This window comes from Massilia violaceinigra, assembly GCF_002752675.1.
Classification (GTDB): Bacteria; Pseudomonadota; Gammaproteobacteria; order Burkholderiales; family Burkholderiaceae_D; genus Telluria_A; species Telluria_A violaceinigra.
Map to the genome: position 1 here is coordinate 6,433,874 of NZ_CP024608.1, position 15,278 is coordinate 6,449,151.

The following is a 15,278-nucleotide window of genomic DNA, read 5'->3' on the forward strand; positions in this document are numbered from 1 at the left end:
AATTGAACTATTTTGTGGTTATGACGTTGGACAAAATCCATGTTTACCCTGGCTGGAATCAGGGATACACGAACGACTTGACCAAGGTCAGCTCGCCCGGCGCGCGCAGCGGCACACGGACCACTTCCTGGCGCTCGTTCGGTGAATTTTCATTGGTGATGATGGCTACCTGCGCCACCGTCAGGATGCCGGTTTCCTGGCCGGCCCCGTAGTAGTTCACGTAGACGTGGTAGTTCCCCTTCGGCGGTGCGGCGCTGGAAAAGATCTCCGGGCCGTAACCGGTCGTGACGTCGACATCGAGCGCGCCGCCGTTGGGCATGACGCGGTTGCCGTACCACGAGTGGCCGCCGTCGGGGGCGACCACGTGCAGGTCGACATCGGTGCCGGGACTGTCCCACGACAGCACCACGCGCACGCGCGACTGGGTCTTGCCGGCGTACGAATCGAGGAACTGGCTGCGGCTGCGCGCCTTGCCGTCGGGCGAGCGCACTTCCACGCTGTTCGAGCCGCGCCCGAAGGCGTACGGCCGCGCGAAGCTGCCGTCTTCCTGGACCGCCATCGGCATCGCCACGCCGTTCACCACCAGCGTGGCCGGTTTGTCCTTGCCCTTGGCGGCGATGCGTCCGCGGATTTCGGCCGTCGGGCTCTGCCCGTCCTGCACGCTGACCGACGCCGCCGGATAATTCACGTCCTGCGTGTACGCTTCCTTGGCACCCTTGGAATTGCGCCAGCCGCTGTTGGGCGAATCAATCTTCACCTGTGCCAGGGCGGTGGCGGACAGCATCAGTGCGGGTATCAACAATATTTTCATGATCAGGTTCGTGTTATTCATTGACTCGCTTCGAGGCGAGTATCGACAAGGCGCCGTGCCAGCCGCTCGACCAGGGCTTCATCCTGCCCGCGCGGGTGATTGCGCAGACCCAGATGCAGGAATTCGTGCGCCAGGGTGATGCGGTCTTCGCGGCTGGACAGAGCGCGCACATAAATCCGGTTGCGCGACTGCTCCGAATACGGCGTGCCGCGCGCCAGATGGCATACCGCCGGCAGCTCAAGCGGCGTTTCGTAGCCCGCCTCCTTGCGCAGGACGCGTTCCCACTGCGGCAGTTCGCGCGCCAGCCACGCTTCGGCGCCGGGCAGGCGCACGCACTGCTGCGAGTCGCCACCCGAAAGCGTGGTCAGGTCGGCACGCGGATAGGCCGACGCCAGGATCGCATCGAAGCGCATCCCCTGCCCCGCCTGGGCCACGGCCTGGTTCCACGCCATCGTATCTTTCGAGGCCGTATCGGCGTGATAGCGCACATTCACGCCGGACAGCACCAGCTGGTCGGTCCAGTTGGCGATGGCGCGCGCGTCCACGCTGGCCGGCTGCGGACTGACGCGCTGCGTCGCGCTGCTGTCGGCAATGCGCTGGCAGCCCTCGGCCCACTGCGCGTTCTGCTGCAGGTAGGTGCGCGCCGCCACCGCCAGCGCCTTGGCTGCCTCCGGCGCCGCCGTGCCGCCCTCGCGGTCGATCACGCGCGCCACGTAGTCGTTGACGCCGAAGCGCCCCGTCAGCCGTATGCGGCCCTCTGGGTCGCGCGCCAGCACCATGTCGCCCTGGCTGAAAAACGCCAGGCTGCGGCCGTTCTCGAAACGCACCTGGTAAGGACCGTTCAACAGTCCCGACACGGCGGCGACCGGCCCGGCAGCCACGCTCCTGATCGGATAGCGCGCGAAGTAGTCGACCACCACGCAGCCCGCGTCAGCGCGCGGCGCCGCCGCCGGCAAGGCAGTCGCCAGGCGCGGCGCCCACCTTTCCAGAATGCGGCTGCTGGTATCGGCGCCGCCGAACCAGAGCGGCGTGCCGTCGGCCAGCCAGCCGGCCGCGCCACCCAGGCGCTCGGTAGTGCGCTGCGGATGGTGCCACGAGTAAGTCTTTACGCGCAGGCGGCTGCCGAACCAGCTGGCCGTGTTGACGCCACGTGCGCCCAGCACCACGTGCAGCAGCGCCGATTCGGCCTGCGCCCGGCTGGCGGCCGGAATGCCGGCCAGCGCCACCATCAGGCTGCGCAGGCTGACCAGGCGCTCGGGCGTAAGGTCCGACGGATGGGCAAGCCAGCCGTATTCGCCTACGGGAGCGCGTCCCAGCCGCTCGGTCCAGTACTGCTGCCACGGACGGCGCGTGAGCATCAGGCGCGCCGGCGAGAAGAACAGGCCGCACGACTGCGCCAGCGCCAGATCGCGCCCGATGCTTTTGCCGGCGGTGCAGCAATACACTTCCTCGTTCTTTTGGCCGCCGCAGGTGTAGTCCGGCGTAGCGACTTTTTTGTCGATCGCGTACACATACACGAACAGCTTCCACAGGCTGCCCAGCGGGACCTGGCGCGCGCCATCGAAGGCGGCGCGGCGGCTGGCGCCGTTCTCGTCGAGCTGCAGCGCCGTCAACTGGCCGTCGCGCCACCACGCAACGTCGAGCGTGGCGGCCTGCGCCAGCGGCGCGGAAATCGCCAGCACCAGCGCCCAGCAGCGTGACAGCCGTGGCGCCATTACTCGACCTGCAGCGTGCGCATGGTCTTGCCCTCGCCTTCCAGCGCCTTGTTTTCGGGCTGGTACATGCGGTAGTAGCGCGCGGGCGGCAGCACGTAACTGCCTTTTTGCGCGAACCGCAGCAGGTGGCGGACCCTGAGCGGTTCGGCAAGCGGCTCGACCGGCACCACGTAGCCTTCGCGCCGCGACTCATGGCGCGCGCCTTCCAGCGGTTCCTTCTTCGCGCCCGCGAGCGTCATGCCCCAGGTGGTAGCTTCGACCGAGGCGCCGGGCGGCAGCGCCACTTCCAGCAAACCATAGCGATATTTTGCGCCGGCGGCTGGTGTGAGCGTGATTTCATCCATGTACAACGCGTCGGTGCGCAGGACCTCACCGTTCTTGACCGGCACCGGCGTGAAGTCCTTGTCTTTCTGCTCCATGCGCATCAGGCGCCGCTCGATCCGCACCGGCAGCGCATGCACTTCGGCCGCGCGGCTTTCGTACTGGATGATGGCGACGGTATTGGCCGGCGGTGCTTCTGCCAGTTGCAACTGGGTCGGCACCCCCTTGGCCGACTGCCAGCGGAACAAGGCCTGCCCCAGCGGGCTGGCGCCCTTCTGCCACGTTCCCGCCAGGGCGATGCCGGCGTCTTTCGCCGCCGGCGGGCCGCCCAGCTTCTTTTGCACCCACACCAGCGTCAGTGCGCGGTCCAACGTCGCCATGTCGGAGCGTACTGCCCCCAGCACGGCGTCGGCCTGGCTGGCCGGCAGCTGCCCGCCCAGCATCAGCAAGGCTTGCGCCAGCGGCGCCGGATTGGGGCGCAGCGTGGTCCAGGCGGCGCCGATCTGCTCCTGCAGTTCGGGCGCAACGGCCACGCCATCGTTAGCGGCGATCACCGACAGCAGCGCCAGCGTCAGCGCCTGGGAGTTGCCGCTTTCCGCGGTGAGCAGCATGCTGCTGGTCGGCGCCAGCGCCGCCGATTTGGCGTCGAGCTTCGTTTTCACCAGTTCGTCGGCCAGGCCCGATGCCAGCGTCTTGACGGGCAAGCCCATTTCCTGCGCCAGCCACAAGGTCAGCGCGCGGTGCAGCACCGGTTCCTTCAGACCCTCCTTGCCGTACATGGCCAGCAAGCCTTGCCAGTGCTCTGGCGGCATCTCGATGCGCAGCGCGCGCGCCGCGTACCAGTCGGCGTAATAGGCGTAGGCCGTCATCAGCGAATTGCCGGCCGTGGCGTTGCCCCACCAGCCGAATTGCGCCTCGGGACCAGCCATCGACACCAGCCGCAGGCGCTGCGCCTGCAGGGTGTTCAGTAGACGCAGCTGGACCGGACCCGCTTCGGGGCCCAGGTTCTGCAAACCCAGCGCCAGCGGAATCAGACGGCTCGACGTTTGCTCGACGCAGCCGTACGGATACTCGATCAGATCGTCGGCAATGCGCGCGAAGTGGCTGGCCGCGCCGCTGGCGAACGAAACGCGGATATTGCGCGCGTCCGCCGGCAGGCTGACCGGCACCGTAGCGCCGGTGAGCGGTACGCTCAAGGTGCGCGGGCTGCTCCACGCGGCAGGCAGCGCCTGCACGTCGGTATCGAGCGAATCGACCACCTTGCCGCCCTGCCTGACTTCAAGCCGCATCGGACCAGTTACCGCGGCCAGCGGGAACTGCACGTAGTTCACGCCGCGCCCGGCGGTGATCTTCTCGGTCTTGATGACCGTGCCGGCGGTGAGCGTGACCTCGATGGCCTGTTCGCTGGCGGTCTGGTTGAACACCGCTACCGACGCCTGCGGCGCGTCGCCCTGGCGCATCCAGTCCGGCGCGGTCCATTTGGCGAAGAAGCTCTTGTCGGAGCGCAGGTAAGCGCTGCGCTGGCCGACCCGGCCCTGGGCGTCCATTGCGCGGCCGGTGATGCGCCAGCGCGTCAGCGCATCGGGCATGGTGAAGGTGACGCGCGCGCGCCCTTCCGCATCGGTCTTGAGGGCGGGCGCCCACAGGGCCGTGTCGACGTTGTCGCGGCGCGGGCGCTCCAGCACCTTCACGCCACGCTCATTGTAGTTGTGGCGCGCGGGGGCGCCTGCACTGCGGCCGGCGGCCAGGTCGTAGCTGATGAACGACAGGCTGGCCGTGGTGCGCACGTTGTTGCGGCGCGGGTGGTAGAAGAAGTCGCCGATGTCGGGCGCAATTTCCGGCTGCAGCACATAGATCATTTCGTCGACCACGCCCAGCGTGACCTGCGTCGATACCGGTTTGCCGTCCATCTGCGCGGTGACGTCGATGGTGACCTTCTCGCCCGGTTGGTAAACTTCCTTGTCGGTCTTGAACTGCAGCGCGATGCGCGGTTCGACGATTTGAATGCCGGCGTTCTGGAATACGAAATCGCCCTTGCGCGTGTACGCCACCGAGAATGTGATATTCGGGCCGTAGTCGTCCTTGACCGGAATGCGCACACGCCACTGGTTGGGCGCCACGCGCACCGGTTTGATCCAGTCGGCGCCGGCGCTCAAGAGACCGACCTGTTCGACCTTGTCGCGTTCCAGCGTCAGCAATGCCTGCTCGACCGGGTCGGCAAAGGTGATCAGCGCTTCGGCGGTGTCGCCGGCGCGGTAGCGTTCATGGTCAAGCACGATCTCGATGCTGCCCGGCGTGGCCGCCAAGCCCTGGCCGCTGACCCAGTGGCTGGTACCGCCCACCAGATTGTTCTGGGCGTCGCGCAGGCTCAATTGATAGGAGCCGGATGCGGGGAAGTTGACATCCCAGGTCGATTTGGAAGAATCAAAGGCGCCTTCCGTTTTGGTCTGCTTTTCGAGCTGGATCATCTCCCAGCGCACTGGCTTGGCGCCGGCCGCACCGTCCGCCGACAGGTCGAAGCGCACCGTCTCGCCGGGGGCCGAGAAGCGGCGCTGCGCCTTGAGCGTGTACTGGCTGGCGGAACGCTCGATCATCAGTTCGGTCGTGCTGCGGACGCGGTAGGCCGCGCCGTCCGACGCCAGCACGGTAAGGATATAGCGCGATGGGTCTTTGGCCTGCGGCAGCACGAAGTCGACATTGCCCTTGCCATCGCTGACCAGTTCCTGGGTCTTGAGTTCGACCGGGAATGCGCCGCTGTAGCGCAATTCGCCTTCGACCATGGCGTTTTTCTGGGCGCGCAGGGTCAGCGACAGGCTGGCCTTGGCGACCGGCGTGCCGTCCGGGTAGCGCAGTTCGATGCGGCCCTTGACGTCCTCGCCGGTCTTGAAGTCGGCCTTGGACGGGACCAGGTTGATCTCGAAGTGCGGCTTGACGTAATCGGCCACGCGGAAGGCCGCGCCATACTGGGTGTCGCGGTACGTGAAGCGCAGCTCGTAGCCGCCCGCGCCGGCGTTGCCCGGCAGGCGGAAATGGGTATCGCTGCCGGTCTCGCCGCTCAGTTGCAGCGACTGCGTGAGCAGCGGCGTGCCGTTCGGATCGAACACCGTGAGCGACAGCGGCGCGCTCGCAGCTGCCTGCGAAGCGCGCGCACCGGTAAATTCACGGCCGATGAATTTGACGCTCACTTCATCGCCCGGCCGGTACAGAGGCCGGTCGGTGACGGCGTACACCTTGGTGTTGTAGATTTCGCTGTCGTAGTAAAAATTCTCGGACACGAACACGCCGCCGCTGCGGTCTTCGCCCATCACATAGGTATGTTCGGGGCTGCCGCGATCGAGCGAGACAACGCCGTTGGCGCCCGTGCGGCCCGATTGCAGCACGCCGCTGCCGTCGGTCCAGGTGACGTCGACATCGGGCACCGCCGCGCCGTTGTCGCGGCGCGCGGCCCACACCAGCATCTGGTTGGCGGAGACCTTGGTGATGGCCATCGTATCGGACACGAACACCAGCGTGGTGGCGCGATGTTCGCCGATGATCGCCTCGACCAGATACAGGCCGGGCTTGCGCTGGCCGACCGGGATCATCACGTTGCCGGCGCTGGTGGCGGTGAACTCGCTGCTAGAACCTTCCATTTTCAGGCCGGCCGGCGGCTTGATGATCTGCGCCTGCCAGACCGGATAGCGGAAACGGTCGACCAGGTCGAAACCCTTGAGCGGCTCGTACTGCGGCTGCTGGCGGAACGGCACCGGACGCGTGATCGCTTCGCTGGTGGCCAGCTTGGGCTGGGCGCTGGTAACGGCGCTGCGCGCGTCGCTCGAGAACAGCTTGCGCCAGGCCATGCGGGACTGCTTCCACCAGCGGTCCCACAGCATGGTCAGGGTGTTGAGCAAGCCCTCGCCCCTGTAATTGCCGTTCACCTGGACCCGGTGCAGATTGCGCTGCTTCTTCAGGAATTCGAGCGGCTCCGGCACGCGGTACACCAGCACGTCGACACCGCCGTACTGCTCCAGGTTCGAGCGCGCAAAATCGCGTCCCGGCACTTCCAGGCGCACCTTGGCCACGTCGCCGCTGCCATAGGCCGCGTCGGACAGCAGGAAAAAGGGCTCGCCCTTGAAACTCGTGTAGTTACTGCCGCCCGGGACGGTGCTGGCCTCGGCCGGCTTGGCATCGGCCGCTTCGGTTTCCTGGGCTGGCGCGAGCGCAGGCATCAGGCCGCACAGCAGCACCAGCAGCGCCAGGGCGCGTGTGATTGGATTGTTCATGTTAAAAACGCCAGCCGGAACATGCCGGCAAAGTTGGGATTGTCGACCGCTGGTTGCCACCGCGTGTCCTTCCAGGTTTTGAGTTGTTGTACATCAACGGTACGCAGTCCGTTGTCGTTCGGTGTGACGGTGCCGGTGTGGTAGGCGATGCGCGCGCCCATCCACACCATCAGATGGTGTTCGTCGCCCTGGTCGAAAAACAGCAGGTCGCCTGGCTGCGCCTGATTCAGGTCGCGCCCGATGAAGCGGCTGTTGTTTTGAACCAGGCCGATAGCGGAGACGTAGTGCCCGACCGTGCCGCCGGTCTGCACCCAGCGGTTGCGCAGGACTTGCTGGGCCGGCGTGAGTTCGAGTTCGGGCGGCAGCTGGCCGTTGCTGCCGATGCCGTTGGCGCGCATCCATTTGGCGTCGTGCACGGTCAGCGCCTCGTTCACGGCAAAGCGCACCAGGCCCGCGCAGTCGCGGTGCTGCCAGCGCGGCGACGGGCCCTGCTCCATCTGGGCGCTCACGATGCGCAGCATCCAGGCCTGGAAAGCACGGCTCTGCGCCTTCGACAGATACGCAGGCATGTCGGGCAGCGGCGCGCTGGTAAGCGCGCGCGCCCAGGGCAGTACGGCGCAGCCGGCGGCAAGGCCAAGCAATTGGCGGCGGGTGACTGTCATCACTTCTCCAGCGCCTGCCATTCCAGCGGCTGCCAGCTCACGCCGCTGGCGGGCAGCGACTTAAGCACCAGCCGGTACGGCGGATATTTTTTGAGCGCGTTCAGGCGCGGCACCAGGTGCGCGTCGGCCGCGGCGCGCAGGACCGGCTCGCGCGTGGACGGCAGCGCATCGAAGGCTTCCTTGCGGATCAATTCCGCCAGCGACGCCGGCGCGATCAGGCCCACCGTGCGCGATGGATCGGCGAGGCGGTCGGCAATCGCCGGCGCCTGCTTGCGGCTCACGGCCAGCGCCTGCTCGACCAGCTTGCGGTCGGGCGAAAACAGCACGGTCTGGCCGCTCACCGCGAGCGTCGGATGCTGCGGGCCGATGCCGATTGCGACTTCGCGCTGCCAAAGAACAGCGCCATTCGGGCCGGCCGATTTCTGCACCGCGCCGCTTTTCTTGTTGCCGATGGCGGCCGCGAACAGGGTGCCGTACAGTTCATCGCTGCCGCCCGCCTTGCGGGTAGCCACCACCAGCGGCGTGTACAGGCGCGAGCTGCCGTACCAGCAGACCGCGGCCGGGCCGCTCAGTTGCTCGGTCAGGGCCGAGGCGTCAACGTCACCCAGCACCGATTTCATTTCGGTCCAGTTGGCGGGCAAGGCGAAGCAGGCCGCCGGATTGTGCGGCAGGACCGGCCACAGGGCGCGGTTGTCGTAGCCGCCGGCGGCCAGCTTGCCGGCGTCGACCAGCGCGCGCGTCTGCCACTGGCCTTTGCTGAAATCGAAACGCAGCGCGTCCAGGGCGCCGAAGAACGGCTGGTAGCCGAAGGCCAGCACGTCGGCCTTGACCGCCACGCTGTGGCCATCGGTGGGCTGGGCGTCGAGGTGGAACTGCTGGCGGAACGCCTGCTGCTTCTTCGGATCGGCTGCCAGCAGGCCGGCCACTGTCGTTTCGGCCTTGCCGTCTGCCTTGCCGTCGGTGCCGAACACCATGCCCGGGTCGGACAGGATCACCATGCGCGTGCCGCGCGCGGCGATCAGCAAGGTGCGCTTGTGGGCGTAATTGAGCGAGTACACCGGCACCTTGTCGCCATCGACCCGGATTTCGCCGGCCAGCTTCATCTGCGTGTCCTTGAGCGCGACCTTGCCGGCCTGTTCGAGCATGCGCGTCATGCTGTTGCGCGAGACGGCGATGGCGAAGTACTTGAGCGAGCCATCTTCCTCACGCCACAGGGCCACGTCGGCCGGTTCGTCGAGCACCGTGCGGATCATCTGGTCGCCCCAGCCCAGTTCATGTTCGTAGGCGATGCGGCGCAGGGTGCCTTCCAGGCCGAGTTTGTCGCCATTCTGCTCGTAATAAAACACGAAATCTTCGCGCAGCACGTCGCGCGCCAGCGGAATGGTGAGCAGGTCGCGCGGCAGCGAAGACAGGCTCCGGGTGACGATCAGCGCATCGGGCTGCGACAGGTCCAGGTTCAGGCCCTGCCCATGGGCCAGGCGCTTCCAGCCGAACATGGCGTAACCGGCCACGGCGGCAGCGCACAGGGCGGCGCCAGCGGCGATGATTCCCAACTTTTTCTTGTTCATAGTGTGTGGATGATGACTGGCGGCAGCCGCAATGATGTTTTTCGCATAATAGCGTAGGGTACCATTTTCATGTCACGGAAGAAAGTAAACATTCCGGGAGGCGATGCGTTACCACCGTGTCGTGAGTTTTCAGAGACAGCGCGTGAGGAAACGCACCCTGCCCCGGCGAACTTGCCAGGAGGAGCACGGCGCAACCGCCCGCATCCCGAAAGTACACATGACGATGGCGGCAGAGGAAGATATCCGGGAAATTCTCGTTGTTATTGCAGCAACGAGAAACTAAAAAATAGCAGCGGTATCGAGCGGCGCGCACGCAAGCTTGAAGTCGACATGGTAATGCTCGTCGTGGCGCACCCACGGCCTGCCCTTCATGAACGGCATGTGCTGGCGCAGCCAGGGTCCGCGCACGGTGGCCAGCAGTGCCGGGATGAAGCTGCGGTCGACGATGACCAGCGCCAGGGCGGCGCCGCGCGCCTTCGCGGCCACATCGAGCTGGTACAGATGCTCGGCGAACGCGGCGAAATCGATGCGGTAATCCTGGTAGCGGCCGGCAGCGTCGAATTCGATATTGTAGCCGTAGCGGTTTTGCGGGCTGCTGGGCAGCGATACCGGCTCGCCGCGTGCATTCCGAACCGGCACGAAAAAGTCGACCGACAGCCCGTTCTGATGGGTTTTATGCGGCGCGAACGGACCGCCCTTCTCCATGCCCGTCTCGCCGTACACATATCTGGCGCCAGGCTGCGAGGCATGCGCGCCCGCGTACGCAGCCATGATGATTTGCGCTGTCGTCGCATGCACATGCGTGCGGCCCGCTGCGATGGCCGCGGCGCTGTAGGCGGAAAAATTCGGGCCGGCGGCAGGCAGCTTCACGCCGCCCTCGAGGCGCCCCTTGCTCACGTTGCCGAAGCACTGGCTGGCCGGCGCTGCATGCGCCGCCAGTGTGGTCGCGCCCAACGCCAGCAGCGCGATGAATACAGCATGCACAGGCATGATCATGTCGACTGGCCGGGCATGCGCTGCCCCGCTTCCTTGTGAAGAAAGTCCCATTCTTGCGCATCGCGCACGGTTGTGCAAGGCGGCTCTCACGCGAATCCTAGCGACCCGGCGTGCCGCGCGCCAGTACCTTGAGCCTGCGCCGGCCATCGAGCGTGGCGACGAGCATCTCGCCCGCATTGAGCGATACGCCGGTCAGCGCGTGGATGTTGACGGCGTGGGTGATGAGCACCACGTTGCCCCGTCCGGCAGCGCGCGGGTGGCGTGCCAGCCAGGCGATCAGCGCATTGGTCTTGTCGAGCGTGGCCGGCGCGCGCTCGTCGAAGACCGAATCGAGCATGGCGGCTGGAGTGACCTTGCCGAACGCCAGGCGCGCCGTGTCCATGCAGCGGCACCAGTGGCTCGACATCACCTCGCCCACCCGGATGGCCTGCTGCCGGAAGCGCGCGCCGATGCGAACGGCGTCGGCGCGCCCGAGTGCCGACAGGTTGCGCTGGGTGGCGCAATTGGCCAGCTGGAAACCGGGCGGATCGCCGATGCCGGGATCGGTCTGGGCATGACGCATCAGCACGATCTGCCCGCCCCCTTTCAGCAAGTCCCAGAACGCGTCGTCGGCCGCATGCGCGCGGGCGATGACCAGGCAGGCCAGGAACATGAGCAGGTGCTTTTTCATCGGGTCTTTCTGGTGAGGTGTCCGCCAAGCGATGCGGCGCGCCATGTCGCCACTAGCAGTGCTGAGTGTACCGTTGCGGCCACCTGGATGCTAGCGTGAACCGTGCGCCACCGGGGCGCCCACCCAAAGGAGTTTCAATGTCCATCCTTCCTACCTTGCGTGTGCGCATCTTATTGCCACTAGCGATCTGCTATGCAGTTGCCCTGCCCGCAACTGCCGACCCGTTCGTCACTAAGGCGGAAGCCGAGGCGGTGGTCAAGAAAACCGTGGCGTACATGAAGACCAACGGCAGGGACAAGACCTACAGCGAGATCAACCGCAAGGATGCCCCTTTCACCGACCGCGACCTTTACATCACTGTGTACGGGACCGACGGCGTGGTGCGCGCGCACGGCGCCAATCTCAAAATGCTCAATCGAAATCTTATGGATATCAAGGACGTGGATGGTAAGGAATTCGTGCGCGAACGCATCGAACTTGCGAAGAAAAATGCACCGTTCTGGCAGGAGTACAAGTTCACCAATTCCCTGAGCAAAAAGACCGAACCCAAGGCAATGTATTGCCAACCGTACGAAGAGGTGGTCGTGTGCGGCGGGGTCTACATCAAATAGGCGCGGCAAGGCGGACGCGGCAACGCTGCCATGGCCCGACATCGCCTTCATCAACTACATGGTGTGAGACCGGACAAAGTTCTGCTGCTCCAGCGGCCTACTCTAAAAGCGCGCACTAGCGGTCTGGCTGATCGTTTGATCGCCGGGTATGTGTGTGCGCGGTAGCCGTAAAGCAGTACTCACAGCTGGACTTTTAAAGGGGTAACACCATGAATTCCACAGTTAAACATTTTGCACGCATGCTGGCCGTATGCGGGGCGCTCTCATGCGCGTTCGGCACGGTCCAGGCCAATCCCCAGTCTAAACCTCAGTTCTCGGGGAAAGTCACCTCGTCGATCGATCCGAAAACCGGCGACTTGAAAGTGTGCTTCAAAGAAATCGGGCTGAATTATAAGCCCGTCACCTACGTCGCCAAAGCATCGGTGGTGGCATCGTATGCGTGCCGCAACTACGGTGGTAACTGCCCTAAAGGCCAGGAAACGGTCATCAAAGAAAAGGTTTCCGCCACGGCCACGTACTCGCCGAACAAGTACACCGGTTCCGTGTCTGCCTGCATCACGCTCAAAGTACCAAAACTGAGCAAAAATCCATGCCCGGGCAAAATGGACCTGGTGCTGCAAAGCGTGAGCTGGTCCCACATCACGATCACTGATGTGACCAACAAGGTCGGCCCTGTCGACGCCCATCCGTCGAAGCAGTCGGCTAACTTCGGCGTCTGCCCGGCCAAATAAGCCTGGCGGTAGCGACGCGTCCGCTGCGGGCGACGGGAGGCACGCTTCCCTGACCGTGCAGCGGACGCTCAGCGCGCGATGCCGCATCCTTATCGGCGCTCGCGGGTGCGCATCACTTACAATGGCTGATGCATGCAGCACGCCTGCCAACTTCCCGGAGCGCCCTATTCAATCGACAAACCTCAGCCGCGACGCGTTCGCCGTCGCACTGCGCCATGGCCGTGGCGCCGCGGTCCTGCATGTACAAGAGCACGGCCTGGACGGCGTTGAAGACCTGGTGCTGGCCGCCTGTCTCGAAAACCAGTGCTACGACCGCCAGTGCGAAGGCAGCCGGGCCGCCTGGATGTTCGGCTTCTACAAAGGGACGCCAGCGTATGGCCGCTTCGCCGAGGCGATCCTGACGGCGATGTCCCAAAGCACCGATGACTACGATAGCGATCAACAACGCGAGCTGGCCAGCCTGATGGGACGAGATGGCGACCTTGAGGCGGCCGCTGCCCTGCGCGCGCACGTGTGGGGGCAGACTTTCTCCGCCGACCAAGTGCTCGGCGCCGGGGCCATCAGGGATCTCGACGGGCTTCCTGCCATCGTCGAGATCGCGCGGCGCCTGGGCAAAGTCCTCCAGCAAGATCCCGGGGCATGGGTCGATTCCCTGCATTTCCTGGTCGATGAGACGTTTCCGTTCGACGACGTTTTTGCCGAACTCAAGCGGGTCGCGGCCGGCGATGAGGCAGTCGCTGCCTATGTCGGCAAGGAGGAAGCAGAAAGGGTTGCCGGCAACAATAGACCTGACTGGTCGACGGAAGACCCAGCCGCAAGTGCAAAGCGGCGTGCCGAAGAGTTCATGCAAGACAATCCGCTCGATGCCATCCTGGCCGCCTCTACAAGCAAGTCCGGCGGACGGGGACGATTCATGCAGTTTGGCCGGTGGGCAAGCAAGGAAGATCTGAACCGCATTCTCGCCCGTCTACGCATCGAGAGCGAGCCTGAAGCGTGCGAAAAATTGTTGTGTGTGTTCAGAAAACGACCGCTTCCGTGCCTGGACGAATCCGTTTGGGCGCTGGCCAGCCACAGTTCGGCCGATGTGCGCAACGCGGCAGCCGTGGCGCTGTCGCACACAAGCGACCCGCGCGTACGGAACTTGGCGCTTGAACGCCTCGGCGACCCGGGCTTTTCGAGCGACTATTCCGAAGAACTCGATCTATTCAAGAGCAATTATCAACCGGGGGACGAAACGCTGATCCTGGCCGCGCTGGAACGGCAGACCGTTGATGGCAAGGAGGCGCACTATCTCGGGAGCAGCGCCATCGATGTCTGTAGCAGCGTTGATTCACCCGCGCTGGCTGGCGTTGCCGAGTGGGTCTACCGAACCAACCCGTGCGGCATTTGCCGCCAGCGAGCCGTGGAAAAGCTGCAGGAGTGGAACCGCCTGCCGCCGCACATCGCAGCCGAGTGCCGCCACGACGCGTTGGAAGACCTGCGCGAACTCATGCGGGAACAGCCCTGACCGATGCTAGTCAGCGCGGTCCCGCGTCGCGTAGCTGCTGCTGCGAAAAGTGCGCGAGCAAGGCGCCGGCGGCCGCCAGTCCGATCCCGCTGATGACGAGCATGGAGGCGCCTCCGAACGGCCACCAGCCGCGCAGCGACATCATGAACCCGCCAACAGCAACGATGAAAAACGCCCGGCCACGCTCGGCGTCCCGCAGCAGCCTCAGGGTACCGATGTACAAGCAAAGGCTTGCCGCCATACTCGCAAGCAGATTGATGCTCGATACCGCACCGGTAGAGGCCAGCGCCACGTAGGCGCTGCCGTACATGATCGCCGCCAGCAAGTGGGCCACAACTGGCAGCGCCAGCGCGTACGCCAGCCGGCGCAGGCGCGCGGAAACGCGGCGAGCCGGCATCGATGCCGGCGGCATGTAGGGATTCTCCGGTGTCGTCATACTCGCTCATTCATGGTGGCTGGCCGGCCCGATCGGTCCCTGAACCGGCACATTTAAAACTTGGCAATGACGTCCTGTTCCGACAATAATCGACCGTTAAGTATTCAACCATGGCGACACAATGTTATTCGATCATATCATTGACCGCAGCCGCACAGGCATGCTGCTGGGCGCCCTGCTGGCCGGCTGTGCCGTCGTCGATCCATCCGTGCGGCTTCAGCAAGCCGACGCACTGGCGGGCGCGGCTGGCTGGGAACGCAGCACGCTCGCGGCAGGCAGCTTCGCCCTGACCGTCTGGAGCCCGGCGGCGGCACAGCGCGCAGCGACCCTGACGGTGTACATGGAGGGTGATGGCATGGCGTGGCTGAACCCAAGCACCGTCTCGCCCGATCCGACCCCGGTGCAAGCGATGGCGCTGCAACTGGCGCTGCGCCATCCCGTCGGCGCCGTCGCGTATCTGGCGCGGCCATGCCAATTCCAGGCAGGCGCCCTTCCCGCCGCCTGCCGCAGCGCGGTATGGACCGATGCGCGCTACAGCCCGCAAGTCATCGACAGCATGAACGCCGCGCTCGACCAGCTGATACAGCGGACCGGCGCCCGGCGCCTGATCCTGGTGGGGTATTCCGGCGGCGGGGTCGTAGCCGCGCTGCTGGCCGCGCGGCGCGCCGACGTGGTCCTGCTGCTGACGGTGGCGGCCAATCTGGATACCGCTGCCTGGGCGCGCCTGCAGCATCTGTCGCCGCTGGCGGGCTCGCTCAATCCGGCCGACTACGCCGCGCAACTGGCGCGCGTGCCGCAACAGCACTGGGTGGGCACCGATGACAAGGTGGTGCCGCCAGGCGTGCTGGCGTCGTACGCCGCGCGCTTCCCGGCGGGTGCCAGGCCGCGCGTCACCGTGGTTCCCGGCTTCAGCCATGGGTGCTGCTGGCAGGCCGGCTGGGCGGCGATGGTGACGCCGCAGCTGCCCTCCGGCGAATGAAGGTTGTCC

General features: G+C 65.5%; 12 protein-coding genes. 4 read left to right on the forward strand and 8 right to left on the reverse strand.

Annotated features, from left to right (window positions below; translation table 11 throughout):
• Positions 1–58 precede the first annotated feature (58 nt).
• The 7 genes from CR152_RS27590 to CR152_RS27625 all read right to left on the reverse strand — a co-directional run bounded on the left by CR152_RS27590 (position 59) and on the right by CR152_RS27625 (position 11,005).
• Positions 59–811 carry a YfaP family protein gene (locus tag CR152_RS27590; protein ID WP_229413654.1) on the reverse strand — a complete coding sequence of 251 codons (753 nt, stop codon included), beginning with the start codon at positions 809–811 and terminating at the stop codon, positions 59–61.
• A 17-nt stretch (positions 812–828) separates the two neighbouring features.
• Positions 829–2,526, reverse strand: coding sequence for a DUF2300 domain-containing protein (locus CR152_RS27595; protein WP_099880339.1), 1,698 nt, complete (start codon positions 2,524–2,526; stop codon positions 829–831).
• Entirely contained in the window at positions 2,526–7,109 is a 4,584-nt protein-coding gene (locus tag CR152_RS27600) for an alpha-2-macroglobulin family protein (protein WP_099880341.1), read from the reverse strand. Before CR152_RS27600 ends, CR152_RS27595 begins: the two co-directional genes overlap by 1 nt.
• The gene (locus CR152_RS27605; RefSeq protein WP_229413656.1) at positions 7,106–7,771 is read right to left on the reverse strand and encodes a DUF1175 domain-containing protein; all 666 of its coding nucleotides are present in this window, start codon (positions 7,769–7,771) and stop codon (positions 7,106–7,108) included. Before CR152_RS27605 ends, CR152_RS27600 begins: the two co-directional genes overlap by 4 nt.
• The gene (locus tag CR152_RS27610; RefSeq protein ID WP_099880344.1) at positions 7,771–9,339 is read right to left on the reverse strand and encodes a DUF2138 family protein; all 1,569 of its coding nucleotides are present in this window, start codon (positions 9,337–9,339) and stop codon (positions 7,771–7,773) included. Before CR152_RS27610 ends, CR152_RS27605 begins: the two co-directional genes overlap by 1 nt.
• A gap of 279 nt (positions 9,340–9,618) precedes the next feature.
• Positions 9,619–10,335: a penicillin-insensitive murein endopeptidase gene (locus CR152_RS27620; protein WP_229413657.1), complete on the reverse strand. Its 717-nt coding sequence runs from the start codon at positions 10,333–10,335 to the stop codon at positions 9,619–9,621.
• Between the two features lie 97 nt (positions 10,336–10,432).
• The gene (locus CR152_RS27625) at positions 10,433–11,005 is read right to left on the reverse strand and encodes a histidine phosphatase family protein (protein WP_099880347.1); all 573 of its coding nucleotides are present in this window, start codon (positions 11,003–11,005) and stop codon (positions 10,433–10,435) included.
• Between the two features lie 137 nt (positions 11,006–11,142).
• On the opposite strand from CR152_RS27625, the gene CR152_RS27630 reads away from it, so the two are divergent.
• The 3 genes from CR152_RS27630 (at position 11,143) to CR152_RS27640 (ending at position 13,854) form a co-directional block, all read left to right on the forward strand.
• Entirely contained in the window at positions 11,143–11,616 is a 474-nt protein-coding gene (locus CR152_RS27630; protein WP_099880348.1) for a cache domain-containing protein, read from the forward strand.
• Between the two features lie 209 nt (positions 11,617–11,825).
• Positions 11,826–12,347 carry a hypothetical protein gene (locus tag CR152_RS27635; RefSeq protein ID WP_157778773.1) on the forward strand — a complete coding sequence of 174 codons (522 nt, stop codon included), beginning with the start codon at positions 11,826–11,828 and terminating at the stop codon, positions 12,345–12,347.
• 121 nt (positions 12,348–12,468) lie between these two features.
• Positions 12,469–13,854 carry a hypothetical protein gene (locus CR152_RS27640; RefSeq protein ID WP_099880352.1) on the forward strand — a complete coding sequence of 462 codons (1,386 nt, stop codon included), beginning with the start codon at positions 12,469–12,471 and terminating at the stop codon, positions 13,852–13,854.
• 10 nt (positions 13,855–13,864) lie between these two features.
• Here CR152_RS27640 and CR152_RS27645 read toward each other — a convergent pair whose 3' ends face one another.
• Positions 13,865–14,290 (reverse strand): hypothetical protein, encoded by a 426-nt coding sequence (locus tag CR152_RS27645; protein WP_157778774.1) that lies wholly within the window; start codon positions 14,288–14,290, stop codon positions 13,865–13,867.
• Positions 14,291–14,411: 121 nt separating this feature from the next.
• Between CR152_RS27645 and CR152_RS27650 the strand changes: the two genes are divergently transcribed.
• Positions 14,412–15,269, forward strand: a complete 858-nt coding sequence (locus CR152_RS27650; RefSeq protein WP_099880356.1) for an alpha/beta fold hydrolase — start codon at positions 14,412–14,414, stop codon at positions 15,267–15,269.
• Positions 15,270–15,278: the final 9 nt, after the last annotated feature.

Bases quoted from the DNA above. Each gene is read 5' to 3' on its own strand.
- CR152_RS27590 (WP_229413654.1), bottom strand. From the start codon at position 811: ATGAAAATATTGTTGATACCCGCACTGATGCTGTCCGCCACCGCCCTG.
- CR152_RS27595 (WP_099880339.1), bottom strand. From the start codon at position 2,526: ATGGCGCCACGGCTGTCACGCTGCTGGGCGCTGGTGCTGGCGATTTCC.
- CR152_RS27600 (WP_099880341.1), bottom strand. From the start codon at position 7,109: ATGAACAATCCAATCACACGCGCCCTGGCGCTGCTGGTGCTGCTGTGC.
- CR152_RS27605 (WP_229413656.1), bottom strand. From the start codon at position 7,771: ATGACAGTCACCCGCCGCCAATTGCTTGGCCTTGCCGCCGGCTGCGCC.
- CR152_RS27610 (WP_099880344.1), bottom strand. From the start codon at position 9,339: ATGAACAAGAAAAAGTTGGGAATCATCGCCGCTGGCGCCGCCCTGTGC.
- CR152_RS27620 (WP_229413657.1), bottom strand. From the start codon at position 10,335: ATGATCATGCCTGTGCATGCTGTATTCATCGCGCTGCTGGCGTTGGGC.
- CR152_RS27625 (WP_099880347.1), bottom strand. From the start codon at position 11,005: ATGAAAAAGCACCTGCTCATGTTCCTGGCCTGCCTGGTCATCGCCCGC.
- CR152_RS27630 (WP_099880348.1), top strand. From the start codon at position 11,143: ATGTCCATCCTTCCTACCTTGCGTGTGCGCATCTTATTGCCACTAGCG.
- CR152_RS27635 (WP_157778773.1), top strand. From the start codon at position 11,826: ATGAATTCCACAGTTAAACATTTTGCACGCATGCTGGCCGTATGCGGG.
- CR152_RS27640 (WP_099880352.1), top strand. From the start codon at position 12,469: ATGGCTGATGCATGCAGCACGCCTGCCAACTTCCCGGAGCGCCCTATT.
- CR152_RS27645 (WP_157778774.1), bottom strand. From the start codon at position 14,290: ATGACGACACCGGAGAATCCCTACATGCCGCCGGCATCGATGCCGGCT.
- CR152_RS27650 (WP_099880356.1), top strand. From the start codon at position 14,412: ATGTTATTCGATCATATCATTGACCGCAGCCGCACAGGCATGCTGCTG.